Below are 13386 nucleotides of genomic sequence, written 5' to 3'. Positions count from 1 at the left end.
GGGGGCTTCAGCGGAGGCTGAGCGGTAACGACCGTAGCGACCGGAATTCGAGGTTCTGGTTCCAGACGGGCTCGCCGGCCGGCCGGACGGCGGGGAAGCGGCGCAAGAGCGCGACGAAGAACCACTTGAGCTGGAGGTTGGCGATCTGCCGCCCGAGGCACGCGTGGACGCCCTGGCCGAACGAGAGGTGCTTGGCGCTGTTGGGCCGGCCGAGATCGAACACGTCGGGGCGCTCGAACACCTCGGAGTCCCGGTTCGCCGCGCCGAGGAAGAGGGCGAGGCTCTTGCCCTTCCCGACGCGTACGCCGCCCACGTCGAGGTCCGTCGTCGCGACGCGCCAGGTGAACTGGTTCGAGGCGTTGTAGCGGACCACCTCGTTCGCCGTGTTCTCCACGCACGCGGGCTCGGCCAGGAAGCGGGCGATCTGGTCCGGGTTCCGCGCGAAGGAGAGCATGCCGCTGCTGAGGGAGCCCGGTGTGGTGGGCGCGAACAACGCGATGAACAGCAGCACCAGCTGGTGCACCGTCTGCTCCGGGGTGGTCTCCGTCAGACCGTCCTGGGCCGCCGCGAGGCGTGCGATGACCGTGTCCGGGAGGACCTTGCCCCGCTCGCCCTCGATGAGTTCGAGGGCGTACGTGTGGAGGTCCGCGAGGAGTTCCAGCAGGCGGCCGAGTTCCACCGGCTGGTCCTGCGGCCCGGACCAGTACGTCATGAGCGTCTCCACGCACGGGATGACGAAGGCCAGGTCGTCCTCAGGCACCCCGAAGGCGGACACGGCCGAGCGCACGGGGAGTTCCGCGGCGAACGCGGTAACGGCGTCGATCTCCTTCGTCCCGCCGGGCACCGAGGCGACGAGATCGGCCGCGACCCGCTCGATGACCTGGCCGTAGTGCTCGTGCGCGGCCCGGGTGAAGCCGGACTGGGTGGACCTGCGCAGGGCGTCGTGGAGCGGCGGATCCGTGTACATCATGACGTTCTTGGTGAACCGGTGGTAGATGTCGTCGGGCGGCAGCGGCTCGCCGGGGAACTTGACCTCCAGCACCTCCTCCATCCGCTCGGCCTTGAGCCGGGGGTCCTTCAGCGCTGCCGCGCAGTCGGCGTACTTCATGACCGCCCAGGCGTTCAGCCCTTCGTCCCAGTGGACCGGTTCGCGCCGCGCCAGGCGGGCGTAGACGGGATAGGGATCGGCCACGATGCCCGGGTCCGAGAGCGGGGACGGCTTGGTCACGGTGTCCTGCCTTCCTTCTGCGTTCCGGGGCCGGGGAGAGCGGCGGGGATGCCGGGCGGACCGAGCACCTCGATCCCGTACGGGGCCGCGACGGCGAGGATGTGCTCCAGGTCCGGCAGCGCGTTCACGTCCGACGGAATCTCCAGGGACCGGGCGGGCCGCGCCAGTTCGCGCAGGAAGCCGTCGAATCCGCCGGGTTCGGTCACATGGAGGAACCTCGCCTCCTCGGAAGTGACGAGGAACGTGTGGGGCGCGTGGCGGGGGCCGTAGACGAACGACCCTGCCGTCGCCGGGAATTCCCGGCCCGCCACCCAGAACGTCATCTCCCCGTCGAGGACGTACCACCATTCGTCGTCGTGATGGTGGACGTGCAGGGGCGAACCGGAGCCGCTCCGCCCGAGGAACTCGACGACCGACGACGCCCCGTTCATCTCCGCTGAGGAGCCCTTCACCTTCGCCAGGAAATCGAGGAACCACAGGGCTTCTCCCTCGTCCCGGCCCAACGCGATCGGCGCGGTCCGGCCGCCTTCCGCCATGTCTGGTCCTTTCATCGCGGGACCAGCCTGACCGGTACGGCCGACGGCACCACGGAGATCGTGGAATGGAACTGCACATTGATGTGCCGCAGGGGCACGACGTGGAAGTTCTTCAGGATTTCCGTCAGCAGCACGATGCACTGCTGCTCGGCGAGCCTGTTTCCCACGCAGTGCCGGGGGCCGGCGCCGAAGGGCAGGAAGCTGGAAATGGTGTCGTTCCGTTCCTCGCCGTCCGCCGAGAACCGCTCCGGGTTGAAGCGGTCCGGGTTGAACCGCTCCGCCTCGCGGAAGATTTCCGGGTTCTTTCCCACGGCGTTCTTCATCCACATGATGACGGTCCCCGGCGGAATGCTCATGCCCTGTTCCACCACCGCGCGTTCGTCGCTGAACTTCGCGCTGAAGGGGACCGGCGGAAACATGCGCAGCGTCTCGTAAACGATGTTGCGGACGTAAGGATCCGGGCCGGGATCACCCTCCTGGGCGGCGGACGAGGACGCCTCGATCGTCTTCCGCGCCTTCTCCTGGACGTGCGGATCGAGGGAGAGCATCACCAGGGCCTGGGACAGGACGTAGGACATCGGATCCGCGCCGCCGAGGATCAACGACATCAGCTCCTCGACGCGGTCCTCGGCGGACCACGGCGCCCGGGTCACCCGGTCGAGCAGGTCGCCGGCGGCGCCGGTGGCCGTGGTGGCTCCGGCGGTTCCGGTGGCTCCGGCGGCTCCGGTGGCCCCGTGGGCCGGGCAGGAGGCGGGGATCCGCTGCTCACGCCGGGTCACGACCCCCCCGAGTTCCGCCGCGACCCGGTGGTAGGCGGCCCTCACCCGACGCCGCCGCCTCGGGAAGACCCACCTGACGAAGAAGGGGTGGAAGGCCCGGAAGCTCACCTCCTCCTCGATGGCGCTCAGCGCGCGGTGGTACGCGTGCAGGTCCGCTCCGACGTCCCAGTCGTCGCCGAAGAGGAAGGCGCTGAGACAGTTCACGCTCCAGTCGCGCAGGTCGGACTGGAGGCCCTCGTACCTCTCGTCGACGTGCTTCCACTTGTTCACGTACCGGTCGGACACGTCCTTCAGCACGTACCCGCGTTCCGAGACGCCGCGGAAGGTCATGGAGGGGGCGATGACCTGCCGATGGGTCCGGTGGAGTTCACCCCCCGCCATTCCCATGAGGCTCCGGGACAGCACGGTCCGGTCGGCCCGGCGGTGCGAGTCGAGTTCCTTCCTGAGCAGGTTCGGGGACACGTACGAGAGCGACACGAACGGGGCGCTTCCCCAAGCGGAATGGAAACGCACGACGGGACCGTACTCGTCGTGCAGCGCCTGGAGGGATTCGTGCCGACCGCCGTGGCCGTGGAGCAGCAGATCGCTCATATTGCCGAGGAAGAACGACGGTTTCGGCCCGGGCAGATGCCGCCGGGACCGGAATTCGGTCAGACGCCTGTGTACGGCGAGAACCAGGAGCCCGGCCACGGCCACCGAGACGAGTGCCACCGGCCAGCTCGGCAGGCTGAGGCCGATCCACAATCCGAACCCCGCCACCAGGAGGGTCGCGGTGACTCCTGCCGCGTAAATGGCTCGATAGAGCGAAAGCAAAGGGCGTGTGCTGGGCGCGCTCATGGCTAATCCCCTCCACGGCTTGCGAGAGCCTTCCCGCGGCCTCAATCGGCTCGAACGGGCCAATGCTTGAGGGACTCTTGATGCACCGTCAGGCTATGGACGCGATTCCCGGCACCGCAATATCGCCGGAGGGGATGGCCGGTTCCCACTGGAGGGCCGAATCGGTGCGGCACCCGGGGCGGAGTCCGGGCACAGCAGGCCAGCGTTCCCCCCGGCGCGCTCCCCGCCGCGCCGGGGCAATCGCCCGTGCCGGGCGAGATGGCTTGTTCCGGGACGGCGGCCGCGCCGGGGAATCCGCGCCTCCTCCCACCGGGGGTGAACAGCGGGCGGCGCGCCGGCCACAACGCGGACCGCCGGCCACAACGCGGACCGCCGGGCGCGCCGCTACCGGCCGCGGCCCGATACGAAGTCGCGGGCGCGGTCGACCAGACCGGTCACGGGCGCCGGCAGCCGGCCCGCGGGCGGGGTGCCGGGCGCGCCCGGGTGGGGCCGCGTCGGCGCGAACTTCTTGGCCCGGCGCACCTTGTCGCCGAGCCGGTGCAGGTCCTCGGGCGAACACCCCTGCCGCAGCCGCGGGAAGAGGTTCTGCTCCTCGTCCCACACGTGGGCGGTCACCTCGGCCCGGAGCTCGGCGATCCGGCGGTCGAATTCGAGCCCCGCGCCGTCCACCCCTTCGAGGTCCTTCAGCATCCTCTCCACCCGGGCGTGGTCCGCGAGCTCCTTGTCCGCGATGAGCTCCCCGTCGGGGAAGTGTTCGCGGATCGCCGGGTAGAGGTGCTCCTCCTCGGCGACCGCGTGCCGCACGAGTTCGATCGTGAGCTGCTCGGCCAGCGTCTGCCGGTCGAGCGCCGGGGCGGTCCGTTCGATCGCGGAGAAAAGGTCGTCCACCTCACGGTGATCGCACATCAGCTCCTCGATGACATCCGCACCATGTCCCATGTCACTGCTCCGTTCCGATCGCCGGTGGCCGGGCGGAGTGCCGGTCGTTCCCCGCGTACCCGCCCGGCCACGGAGCTAACGCGGGCCCGTTCGGACGCCCGTGAGTTGCCCGGCGCACCGGGCACCGATGTCATGGGCGGGGAAGGGCCGCCGGCACCGCGCGGACCCGTTTCCTTGACGAAGGGGCCGGCGATGCGAAAGACCGGGACGGCGATACCGCTGCGCGCAGCCGCCGGGGCGGTGGCCGCCGCCCTGCTGGCGTTGCTGTCGGCCGCCGGCCCGGCGTCGGCGGGCGGACCGGGCGGCGGCGACGGCGGGGACGGCGGCCGTGGTGTCGTGCTGCGCTGGCAGCCCTGCGCGCGGAAGGCGCAGGCGGGCTTCGAATGCGCGGTGGCCAGGGTGCCCCTGGACCACGCCCAGCCCTCGGGCCGCACGATCGACCTGGCGGTGATCCGCCACCGGGCGGCCGCGGCGGGGCGGCGCGCCGCCGGGTCGCTGTTCTTCAACCCCGGCGGTCCCGGCGGCCCCGGGACGGTCGGACTGCCCGAGCTGTACCGCAAGTTCCCCGCAGAGCTGAGGGACCGCTTCGACATCGTCAGTTGGGACCCGCGCGGGGTCGGCGAGAGCACGGCGGTGCGCTGCTTCGACACGGCGAAGGAGGCCGCGGCCTGGCACGCGAAGGTCCCGCCGTTCCCGGTCGGGGCGGGGCAGCGGCGGGCGTTCGTCACCGCCTACGCGGAGCTGGCGAAGCGGTGCGAGCAGCGGGACCCCGCGCTGCTGCGCCACATCTCGACCGCCGACACCGCGCGCGACCTGGACCTGCTGCGCCGGGCGGTGGGCGAGGAGCGGCTGCGCTACTGGGGCGTCTCCTACGGCACGCTGCTCGGAGCGACGTACGCGAACCTGTTCCCGGACCGCGTCGGGCGGCTCGTGGTCGACGGGAACGTCGACCCGCGGGCGTGGACGGACGGCGGCGCGGGCGCCGAGCCCGCGCGCAGCACCTTCCTGCGCCTCGGCTCGGACCTCGGCTCCGCCGACACGCTCGGTCAGTTCCTCGACCACTGCGGCCGCGCGCCGATGACCGGCTGCGCCTTCTCCGCCGGCAGCCCGGCGGCGACCCGGGCCAAGTACGCCACCCTGCTGGCACGCCTCGCCGAGCGGCCGGTCGGCCGCTGGACGTACGCCCGCGCGGTGAGCGAGGTCCGGGGCGGCCTCTACACCGTGCACCCGGGCTGGTCCGGGACCGCCGCGACCCTGGAATCGCTGTGGCAGGGAGTGGCGCCCGGCGAGTCGCCGGCCGTGGCCGCGCCCGCCCGCTATCCCGGGTTCGAGCAGTCGCTGGCGATCCTGTGCGCCGAGAGCCCCAACCCCGCCCCGGCCGGGCGCTACACCGCGCTGGAGCAGCGGGCGGTGCGGGAGGCCGGTCCGCTCGCCCGGTGGTGGGTGTGGGCGAACGAGCCCTGCGCCGCGTGGCCGGCCCGGGCCGCCGACCCGTACACCGGCCCCTGGAACCGGCCCACCGCGCACCCGGTACTGGTCATCAACCCGGTGCACGACCCGTCCACCCCCTACCGCGCCGGACAGGCGATGGCACGGGAGCTCGGCCGGGCCCGGCTGCTGACGCTCGACGGCTACGGGCACACCGCGCTCGGCAACCCGAGCGCCTGCGTGGGACGCCATGTCGTCCGGTACGTCCTGACCGGGGCGCTGCCGGCGGAGGGCGCGCGGTGCGCGCAGGACACCCCGCCGTTCGTGAATCCGGGGGAGCCGTCGGCGGCGGCCGCCGCCGTCATCCGTCCGGGCGGGCTGCTCCGTACGTGGCCGCCGGCCTGGCTGCCGCGCACCGGCTGACGGATCGGCCGGAGACGGCCCCGGGGCGCCCGCCGTGCCGTCAGGCCGACGCGTTCCAGGCCGTCGTCAGGCCGTCCAGCCATGCGGGCGGCAGCTCGGCGGCGTCCCACTCCTCCCGCAGCGCCGAGGGCGCCGTGGCGAGGCGTTCCAGGACGGCGAGGCTGGTGGGGGAGTGGACGACGGAGTAGCGGCCGTGGATCGCGATGGCGCTGCCGGGGCCGTACTCCGTGTACAGCCGCTCCAGACGGGCCCGGTGGGACGCGCTGAACTCCGTGAGCCGGCCGGCGTACAGGGCCCGCTGCCTGGAGCTCATCGTGCCGAGGATGGCGGTGAGGACCTCGGAGGTGACCTCGGGGTCGAAGTCGGAGACGGAGGTGAAGGAGAGGTAGAGGGGGGTGACCGCCACCTGCGCCCGCTCCAGCTCCATCCGCCGCACGCGCGGGCGCTCCTCGGGCGACTCGTCCGGCGCGTCGGTTCCGGCGGAGCGGCGTCCGGCGCGGGTGGCGATGGCGCCGAGTTCGTCGACGACGTCGCGGGCTCCGTCGAGCCAGCCGGACTCGTACGGCTCGCCCTTGTCCCCCGGGGCGCTCCCCGCCCGGGCGGCGATCTCCTCGTACGCGCGGGCCAGGGCGCCGGCCTCGACGAGTCCGATCAGTTCCTCCGTGTCGCCGGTGAAGACGCCCGCGCGGGCGAGCAGCTGGAGGAGCGTCGTCTTGGCATTGGCGACGCTGACCGCGTCCGGCAGCTGCGGTCCCTCTCCGGCGGCGTTCATCGGATCCTCCTCATGACTCGGGCGGCGCGGCGCGGGTACGCGTACTCGCTCGGTCCAAGGATGCAACGCCCGATGATCGAGTCGCGAACCGCCACCGCCTCCGTACCCGGACGGGTACGGAGGCGGTGGCGGGCGCGGAGGCCGGTCCGGCGGATCAGAACGCGAAGGCGGCGTTCCCGTTCAGCGTCGCGGACATGGCGCACGCGTTGGAGAAGGTGTGCTTCCAGGCGATGCGGCTGCCCTTCCAGACGCCGTCCGCGGTGACGGTGACGGGGTCGTAGTGCATCGGACAGGCACGGTTGGTGTCCGGGGCCGCGAGGAGCGCGTCGAGGCTGCCGGCGGCGGCATTGAGGGCCGCGCAGGCGCCCCGCGGGTCGGGGTGCGTGCCCTGGGCGGTCGGTGCGCAGCTGACGGTGGTCGCCCGTACGACGGTGGCGGCGTTCTCGCCCTGGGCGACGGCGAGGACCACGGCGGACGGGGCGTACAGACTCGCGGGCTGTGCCTCCGCGATGCCGATGGAGCCGGCGATGGCGACGAGGGCGGCGGCGGAGACAGCAGCGATGCGGTGACGCACGACAAGACTCTCTTTCAATTCGAAGGACAGATGCAGCATTTGGCTGCGGTGTGTCGGGTTGACGTCGCTGAGTCTCTCGGGTGTGAAGGGCGTGCGCACATCGGTGACCGATTTCCGGACACTCCGTTCGAATGTCGGCGACCGAATGGTCGTTCGGCCAGCTCGGACGGGGTGTGTGCCCTTCGCGATCACGCGAAAACGGAGGGTGACGGCGGGGGTGACGGGCCGATCGCGGGCCGTTGACCTGCTGCCGGTCGCGCGCGGTTCATCGAACAGCCATCCAGGCTGACCGGATAGTGCCGTTCCGGATGCTCCGGGGACGGAGATTGAGGGCGCCGGTCAAGGCTGCCGGTCGCGGATGGCGTTCGCTGACGGCGCTCGCGGGCGCGCTCGGCTACGGGGCGCCGAGCCGGGCCAGCGCCGCCGTCGTCAGGGCCCGCACGCCGGCCGGCAGGGCGGTACGGACGTCGGGGGCGAAGTCCGGCGCGTGGTTGGCCGGCAGGGCGGCCAGCTTCTGCGCCGCCGTCGCGCCGGGGGCCCGGGACCAGGCGGCCGGGCCGGCCGCGCCCAGCATCCAGTACCCGAGCCGGATGCCCCGCTCGCCGTGCACGTCCAGCCCCGCGTCACCGAAGAGGGCGAAGTCCTCCGTCGCCAGCGACGGCGGCCACATCATCACCCGCTCCGCCCCGAAGGCGGCCGCGTGCGCCTCCCGTACGCTCGCCGTCACCCCCGGATCGGGATGGGTGACCGGGGAGGCGGAGACCCGGACGACCTCCGGCTCCCGGGGACAGGCCGCGGCCGCGCACTCGGCCCGCACGATCCGCTCCACGGCCTCGGCGGCCCGGGCCAGCGAGGCCTCGCTCACCGCCCGGACCGTGAGCGCCAGTTCGGCGCGGTCCGGGATGACATTGGCCCGGTCCCCGGCCCGGAACGAGCCGACGGTCACCGCCACCTGCTCCGCCGGGGCGGCTTCCCGCGCCACCACCGTCTGCAGCCGGGTCACCACGTGGGCCGCCGCGACGACCGGGTCCACGGCGAGGTGCGGGGCGCCCGCGTGCCCGCCGCGGCCGTGCACCACCACCCGGAAGGTGACGCTCCCGGCCGTCACGGGCCCGTACCCGTGGGCGACCATCCCGGCCGGCAGCGGCGCCGCGTGCTGGGCCAGGACCTCGTCCGGCCGGCCGCACCTGCGGTAGAGGCCGTCGGCCAGCATCGCCCGGGCCCCCTCCAGCGTCTCCTCGGCCGGCTGCCCCACCACCACGAGCGTGCCGCGCCAGGCCCGCGGCGTCTCGGCCAGCAGCGCGGCGGTGCCCGCCGCCGCGGCCAGGTGCAGATCGTGCCCACAGGCGTGCGCCGCCTCCCCGTCGGCCGCGTACGGAAGACCGCTCGTCTCCCGCACCGGCAGCGCGTCGAGCTCGGCCCGCAGCAGCACCGTGGGACCGTCGCCGTTGCGCAGCACCCCGGCGAGCCCGTGTCCGCCGATGCCGCGCGTCGTCGCGAACCCGGCGGACTCCAGCCGGGCGGCGAAGCGGTCCGCCGTACGCCGCTCCGCACCCGACAGCTCGGGATCCCGGTGCAGCTCCAGGTAGAGCGCCGTCAGGGCGTGCAGGTGCGCGTCCAGCCGGGCGAGCGGGGCGGGCGCGGGCGAGGAGGCGGGCGAGGAGGCGGAGGAGGCGGAGGAGGGTACGGGGCCGGTCATGCGGCCATGATCGGACAGCCGCTCCGGAGGCGGTGCGGCAGGGCGCTGACACCTCGTGTCAGAGGAGTGTCAGCGCCGCGAAGGGTCGGGTGACGGCGGCACCGGCTCTGATGGGGACAGACACGGCACGGCCCCGTGCCCGCCCCGCACCAGAAGGAGTCACCATGGAGAAGTCGCCGCTCGCCTCGCTCGCGGAGGAGATCCTGGAGCTGGAGTCGGAGACCTTCGAGATCTCCGACTACTCGGACGCCAGCGAGGTCGTGCTCGCCGGTTCCACGAGCTGCAGCTCGACCTCGACCTGCTCCTCGACCACCAGCACCACCTCCTGTTCCGCCTGATCCACCGGGCCGCACGGACACCGGCGCCCCGCCCCTCGCGCGGCGAGGGGCGGGGCGCCGCCGTCCACCGGTCCTACGGGAACGGGTGCGGAACCATCCGGACCTCCGCGTCGGTCAGGTCGGCCGCCCGCAGCCCCGCCCGCCGCGGCGCGCTCCGCAGCCTCGGCAGGTACGGCGCCCGCTGCCGGGACCACCCGAAGTCGATCGGCAGCAGCCCCGGCACCACCGCGCACACCGTGCGCAGCCCGATCCGCCGCTGCTCCGGCGTGGTCTGGTCGACGACGATGACGTCGTGCCCCGCCCGCGTCAACTCCTCGACGCAGCACAGCAGATCGTCCCTCAGATCGCCGGTGCGCGGGCGCCCGTGCTCCGTCCAGGACCGGTAGACCTCGTCCATCGCGCGCACGGCCACCGGCTCCCGGTACGGCCGTACGTGCTCCGCCATCGCCGGCAGACCGTACAGCTGGGCGTGGTCCTTCAGATGCCGCACCCGGCTGAAGTCCCTTGCCATCGCCTCCAGTTCACCCCGCCGCTCCTCGACCTGGCAGGGCAGGTGCGGAATGTAGGTGAGGACCTCCGACAGCGCCGCCTCCACGGCCGCCGCCGGATCGAGCGCCGCGCCGGCGCCGAAGGAGAACAGCCCCGGCCCGCCGTCGCGCCGCACCGCCAGCCCCGTCACCACCGGCACCGCGAGATCGATGCGGTTGTCGAAGGCGTGCACGTCGTACCCCTGCAACGCCGCCCGGTCGGCCATCGTGCGCACCGCCGTCCCCGGCACCGTCGCCAGGTCGATCTCGGTCAGCGGCAGACCGCCGTACCAGGCGATCAGGAACGCGTCCCGCTCGATGAGTTCGAGCAGCGCCCCGAGCAGCGCCTCCTCCAGGCAGCTGCCGATCGCGCAGCCGTTGGAGCACTCGAAGACGAAGTTGTCGGCGGCGACCCCCGCGCTGTAGTGCACCAGCCGGGCCGGGACCAGGACGGGCCGGTCGTCGCGCAGGGAATGCCCGTACACCCACGGGATCGGCCGCTCCGGGTCGAAGGGGGACACGAGCGGATCGTCACGGTAGGTCTCGGGAGCGTAGAACCCGCACTCGGCGGGGTCCAGGGCCCGGTCGCCCAGCTCCGCGTAGGAGGCGGTGAGCAGCGAGTTCCCGGTACGGCGGTGGGTTCCGGCGTATCGCTCCAGCCCCTCCAGGTGGGCGAGGTCGCGGCTCGCGGCGAAGCTGTTGGCCTGCCCGCTCCAGGTGACGTCCGTCAGCCCCGCGTACCCGCGCATGAAGACGCTCCCGGCGACCGGCGCGGTCGTCGGCGAGGTGACGTTGAGCCAGGTGCCGCCCCCGAGCACCCCCGTCACCGGATTGGCCAGCGCCGCGTACGGCATCGGGTACGAGGACGCGGCCCGCAGCCGCTGGGCGCCGGGATCGGGCTTGGGCCGGGACCCGGGGGAGAAGGGCCGGGGCGCGTCTGTGCCCCGCGGCCCGCAGTCCGGGCACAGCGGGTCGGCGAGCAGCGGGTACGTGCGGATCCGCAGCGTCTCCAGGTCGAGGCGCGACACCTGCGGCAGCGCCCGGTCGGCCGCCGCCCCGCCGGGCGCGCCGGCCCGACCGCCGTGGACGGCCGCGTGCAGCGCGGACACGGCGTCGTACGCGTACCGGGACAGCCGGGGCCACTCGGGGCCGGCCGCAGTGCCCGGCCCGCCGCCGGTCTCCAGCGCGTCGCGCTCGCTGCGGCTGCGCAGCCGCTGGCGGCGCATCGCCAGGCACTGGCCGCACGCCGGCGCGGTGCCGTCCCCGCCCCAGGGGCCGACGAGGACCTCGCGCGCGGTCAGGTGCACCGTCGCGCCGGGCCGGACCGCCGCGAACGGGTCGGCGGCGCGCGGCCCCAGGGCGTCGTGGACGCCCAGGGTCACCACGACGGCGCCGAGCGGCTCCAGCGCCCGGGCGAGGTCCCGGCGGGCGGCCTCCAGGGGGGTCCCGTCGGGGGCGAGCGGGCGTACGGACGGCGGCGTCATGTCCGGTTGCTCCAGCGGAAGGTCTTCAGCCCGATCGCGCCGAAGAGGAGGGCGAAGCCGAACAGGGCCGCGCAGCCGGATCCGATGGTGGCGAGGGATCCGCTGCCGGTGAGGGCGCCGGTCGCGGCGTCGTTGAGGTAGCGCAGCGGCAGCACGCGCGAGACCTGCCGGAGCCACGACGGCATCATGTCCAGCGGCAGGAACGAGCCGGACAGGAACGCCATCGGCACCATCAGGCAGTTGGCGATCGCGGCGACGGCCTCCGGAGTGTTCGCGTACGTGCCGACGATCACCCCGATGGCGAGGAACGCGGTGATGCCGAGCACGAGGGCGGGCAGCACCAGCGGCCAGCGGCCGTCCAGGGTCAGCCCGAAGCCCGGCAGCATCGCGACGGCGACGAACACGGCCGCCTGGACCACGCCGACGGCGAGGGCCAGTACGTACCGGGAGGCGAGCACGGTCGTCAGCGGGGTCGGCGTGAGCCGGATCAGCCGCAGCAGGTCGTCACGCCGCCACTGCATCAGGGTGAAGGCGATGCCGAAGACGGCCGCGTTGGCGACGCCCCAGGACATCACCCCGGGCGCGATGTACGAGATGTAGGGGCGGCCGGTCTCCTCGACGTCCTGGCCGCTGAAGATCAGGCCGAAGACGACCAGGAAGAGCAGCGGGAAGGCGAAGGTGAAGAAGAGGGTGGCCTTGTCCCGGACCTGGGCCCGGTAGCCGGCGGCGGTCAGGGCCGTGTACGCGCTCATGCCTGGTGCTCCGTCTGCGTGTGGGGGCCGGCCTGGGGGCCGAGGTGTCCGGCGGCGGGGTCCCCCGTGGCGGGGTCCCCGGCGGCGGGATGAGGGGCGGCGGGATGAGCGGCCCCGGGGTGTGCGGCGCCGGTGAGTTCGAGGTAGACGTCCTCCAGGGTCGCCGTACGGGTCATCACCCCGTCCAGCCCGGTGAGGGCGTCCACCGCCTGCAGCACCTTGCCGGGCGTCGCCGTCTCCAGCACCAGCGAGCCGCCCTGCACGGTGGCCCGGTCGACGCCGGGCAGCGCGGCGGCCTCCTCGACACCGAGCCGCCCCTGCGGCAGCAGCAGCCGGGAGGGCGCGCCCGCCGCCGTGACCAGCCGGTGCGGCGAGTCGAGCGCGGCCGTCCGGCCGTCGACGAGGATCGCGACCCGGTCGCACAGCGCCTCGGCCTCGTCGAGGTGGTGGGTCGTGTAGACGATCGTGCGGCCCTCGCTCTTGAGGGCGCGCAGCACCTCCCACAGGTCGCGGCGGGCCTGCGGGTCCAAGGCGGCCGTCGGCTCGTCCAGGAAGATCAGTTCCGGGTCGTGGACGAGGGCGGAGGCGATGGCCAGGCGCTGGCGCTGACCGCCCGAGAGGTTCTCCACCAGGACGTCGCGCTGCTCGGTGAGCCCGACGGTCTCCAGCGTGCGGTCCGCGGCCTCCGGGCCACGGCGGTACAGCCCGGCGACGGTGACGAGGTGCTCGCGGGCGCTCTGGCGCACGAAGAACGCCGAGGCCTGGGTCTGCACGCCCATCCGGGGCAGCAGCGCGGTGTCGCGGGGCCAGGGGCTGTGCCCGAGGACCCGGACCGTACCGGAGTCCGCCTGCCGCAGCCCCTCCATGATCTCGATGAGGGTGGTCTTGCCCGCCCCGTTGGGGCCGAGCAGGCCGAAGAACTCGCCGCGGCGCACGTCCAGGGACACCCCGTCCACCGCCTGGCGGTCGCCGTAGCGTTTGCGCACGTCCTGGACGGAGATGGCCGGGGAGCCGGGCGGCTGGGTGCTGTCAGTTGTCATGGGGCGTGCGTTCCTCTGTGTGTGCGTGCG

General features: G+C 73.5%; 12 protein-coding genes. 2 read left to right on the top strand and 10 right to left on the bottom strand.

What is annotated here, in order from left to right; translation table 11 throughout:
- Positions 1–7: 7 nt before the first annotated feature.
- The 4 genes from txtE to EES41_RS04740 all read right to left on the bottom strand — a co-directional run bounded on the left by txtE (position 8) and on the right by EES41_RS04740 (position 4319).
- A complete protein-coding gene (txtE, locus tag EES41_RS04755) occupies positions 8–1228 on the bottom strand; it encodes a 4-nitrotryptophan synthase (protein WP_123075931.1) in 1221 nt (406 codons plus the stop codon).
- Positions 1225–1764, bottom strand: coding sequence for a cupin domain-containing protein (locus EES41_RS04750; protein ID WP_123075929.1), 540 nt, complete (start codon positions 1762–1764; stop codon positions 1225–1227). Before EES41_RS04750 ends, txtE begins: the two co-directional genes overlap by 4 nt.
- A gap of 11 nt (positions 1765–1775) precedes the next feature.
- The gene (locus EES41_RS04745; RefSeq protein WP_123075927.1) at positions 1776–3380 is read right to left on the bottom strand and encodes a cytochrome P450; all 1605 of its coding nucleotides are present in this window, start codon (positions 3378–3380) and stop codon (positions 1776–1778) included.
- Between the two features lie 384 nt (positions 3381–3764).
- Positions 3765–4319 (bottom strand): hemerythrin domain-containing protein, encoded by a 555-nt coding sequence (locus EES41_RS04740; protein WP_037796985.1) that lies wholly within the window; start codon positions 4317–4319, stop codon positions 3765–3767.
- A gap of 192 nt (positions 4320–4511) precedes the next feature.
- Here EES41_RS04740 and EES41_RS04735 point away from each other — a divergent pair, with 192 nt between their 5' ends.
- On the top strand, positions 4512–6170 hold the full coding sequence (locus EES41_RS04735; RefSeq protein WP_123075925.1) for an alpha/beta hydrolase: 1659 nt from the start codon (positions 4512–4514) through the stop codon (positions 6168–6170).
- A gap of 40 nt (positions 6171–6210) precedes the next feature.
- On the opposite strand, the gene EES41_RS04730 is transcribed toward EES41_RS04735, so the two are convergent.
- From EES41_RS04730 to EES41_RS04720, 3 genes are all read right to left on the bottom strand, one after another.
- Positions 6211–6942, bottom strand: coding sequence for a hypothetical protein (locus EES41_RS04730; RefSeq protein WP_123075923.1), 732 nt, complete (start codon positions 6940–6942; stop codon positions 6211–6213).
- A gap of 154 nt (positions 6943–7096) precedes the next feature.
- Complete coding sequence (locus EES41_RS04725) at positions 7097–7516, bottom strand: SSI family serine proteinase inhibitor (protein WP_254211312.1); 420 nt, start codon at positions 7514–7516, stop codon at positions 7097–7099.
- A 394-nt stretch (positions 7517–7910) separates the two neighbouring features.
- Complete coding sequence (locus EES41_RS04720) at positions 7911–9215, bottom strand: amidohydrolase (RefSeq protein WP_123075919.1); 1305 nt, start codon at positions 9213–9215, stop codon at positions 7911–7913.
- Between the two features lie 164 nt (positions 9216–9379).
- On the opposite strand from EES41_RS04720, the gene EES41_RS04715 reads away from it, so the two are divergent.
- Complete coding sequence (locus EES41_RS04715) at positions 9380–9553, top strand: thiazolylpeptide-type bacteriocin (protein WP_037796982.1); 174 nt, start codon at positions 9380–9382, stop codon at positions 9551–9553.
- 73 nt (positions 9554–9626) lie between these two features.
- On the opposite strand, the gene EES41_RS04710 is transcribed toward EES41_RS04715, so the two are convergent.
- The 3 genes from EES41_RS04710 to EES41_RS04700 are packed head-to-tail and all read right to left on the bottom strand — an operon-like array spanning position 9627 to position 13356.
- On the bottom strand, positions 9627–11564 hold the full coding sequence (locus tag EES41_RS04710; RefSeq protein ID WP_123075917.1) for a TOMM precursor leader peptide-binding protein: 1938 nt from the start codon (positions 11562–11564) through the stop codon (positions 9627–9629).
- Positions 11561–12316: an ABC transporter permease gene (locus EES41_RS04705; protein ID WP_123075915.1), complete on the bottom strand. Its 756-nt coding sequence runs from the start codon at positions 12314–12316 to the stop codon at positions 11561–11563. The genes EES41_RS04710 and EES41_RS04705 overlap by 4 nt, the downstream gene beginning before the upstream one ends.
- A complete protein-coding gene (locus EES41_RS04700; protein WP_123075913.1) occupies positions 12313–13356 on the bottom strand; it encodes an ABC transporter ATP-binding protein in 1044 nt (347 codons plus the stop codon). Before EES41_RS04700 ends, EES41_RS04705 begins: the two co-directional genes overlap by 4 nt.
- Positions 13357–13386: the final 30 nt, after the last annotated feature.

This window comes from Streptomyces sp. ADI95-16 (assembly GCF_003721495.1).
Taxonomy (GTDB): domain Bacteria; phylum Actinomycetota; class Actinomycetes; order Streptomycetales; family Streptomycetaceae; genus Streptomyces; species Streptomyces goshikiensis.
The sequence above is the reverse complement of the archived record's forward strand: the minus strand, read 5'-3'. Positions and strand labels throughout refer to the sequence as shown.

Excerpts from the sequence above, each read along its gene's own strand:
- EES41_RS04750 (WP_123075929.1), bottom strand. The coding sequence starts at position 1,764 with ATGGCGGAAGGCGGCCGGACCGCGCCGATCGCGTTGGGCCGGGACGAG.
- EES41_RS04745 (WP_123075927.1), bottom strand. The coding sequence starts at position 3,380 with ATGAGCGCGCCCAGCACACGCCCTTTGCTTTCGCTCTATCGAGCCATT.
- EES41_RS04740 (WP_037796985.1), bottom strand. The coding sequence starts at position 4,319 with ATGGGACATGGTGCGGATGTCATCGAGGAGCTGATGTGCGATCACCGT.
- EES41_RS04735 (WP_123075925.1), top strand. The coding sequence starts at position 4,512 with ATGCGAAAGACCGGGACGGCGATACCGCTGCGCGCAGCCGCCGGGGCG.
- EES41_RS04730 (WP_123075923.1), bottom strand. The coding sequence starts at position 6,942 with ATGAACGCCGCCGGAGAGGGACCGCAGCTGCCGGACGCGGTCAGCGTC.
- EES41_RS04720 (WP_123075919.1), bottom strand. The coding sequence starts at position 9,215 with ATGACCGGCCCCGTACCCTCCTCCGCCTCCTCCGCCTCCTCGCCCGCC.
- EES41_RS04715 (WP_037796982.1), top strand. The coding sequence starts at position 9,380 with ATGGAGAAGTCGCCGCTCGCCTCGCTCGCGGAGGAGATCCTGGAGCTG.
- EES41_RS04710 (WP_123075917.1), bottom strand. The coding sequence starts at position 11,564 with ATGACGCCGCCGTCCGTACGCCCGCTCGCCCCCGACGGGACCCCCCTG.
- EES41_RS04705 (WP_123075915.1), bottom strand. The coding sequence starts at position 12,316 with ATGAGCGCGTACACGGCCCTGACCGCCGCCGGCTACCGGGCCCAGGTC.
- EES41_RS04700 (WP_123075913.1), bottom strand. The coding sequence starts at position 13,356 with ATGACAACTGACAGCACCCAGCCGCCCGGCTCCCCGGCCATCTCCGTC.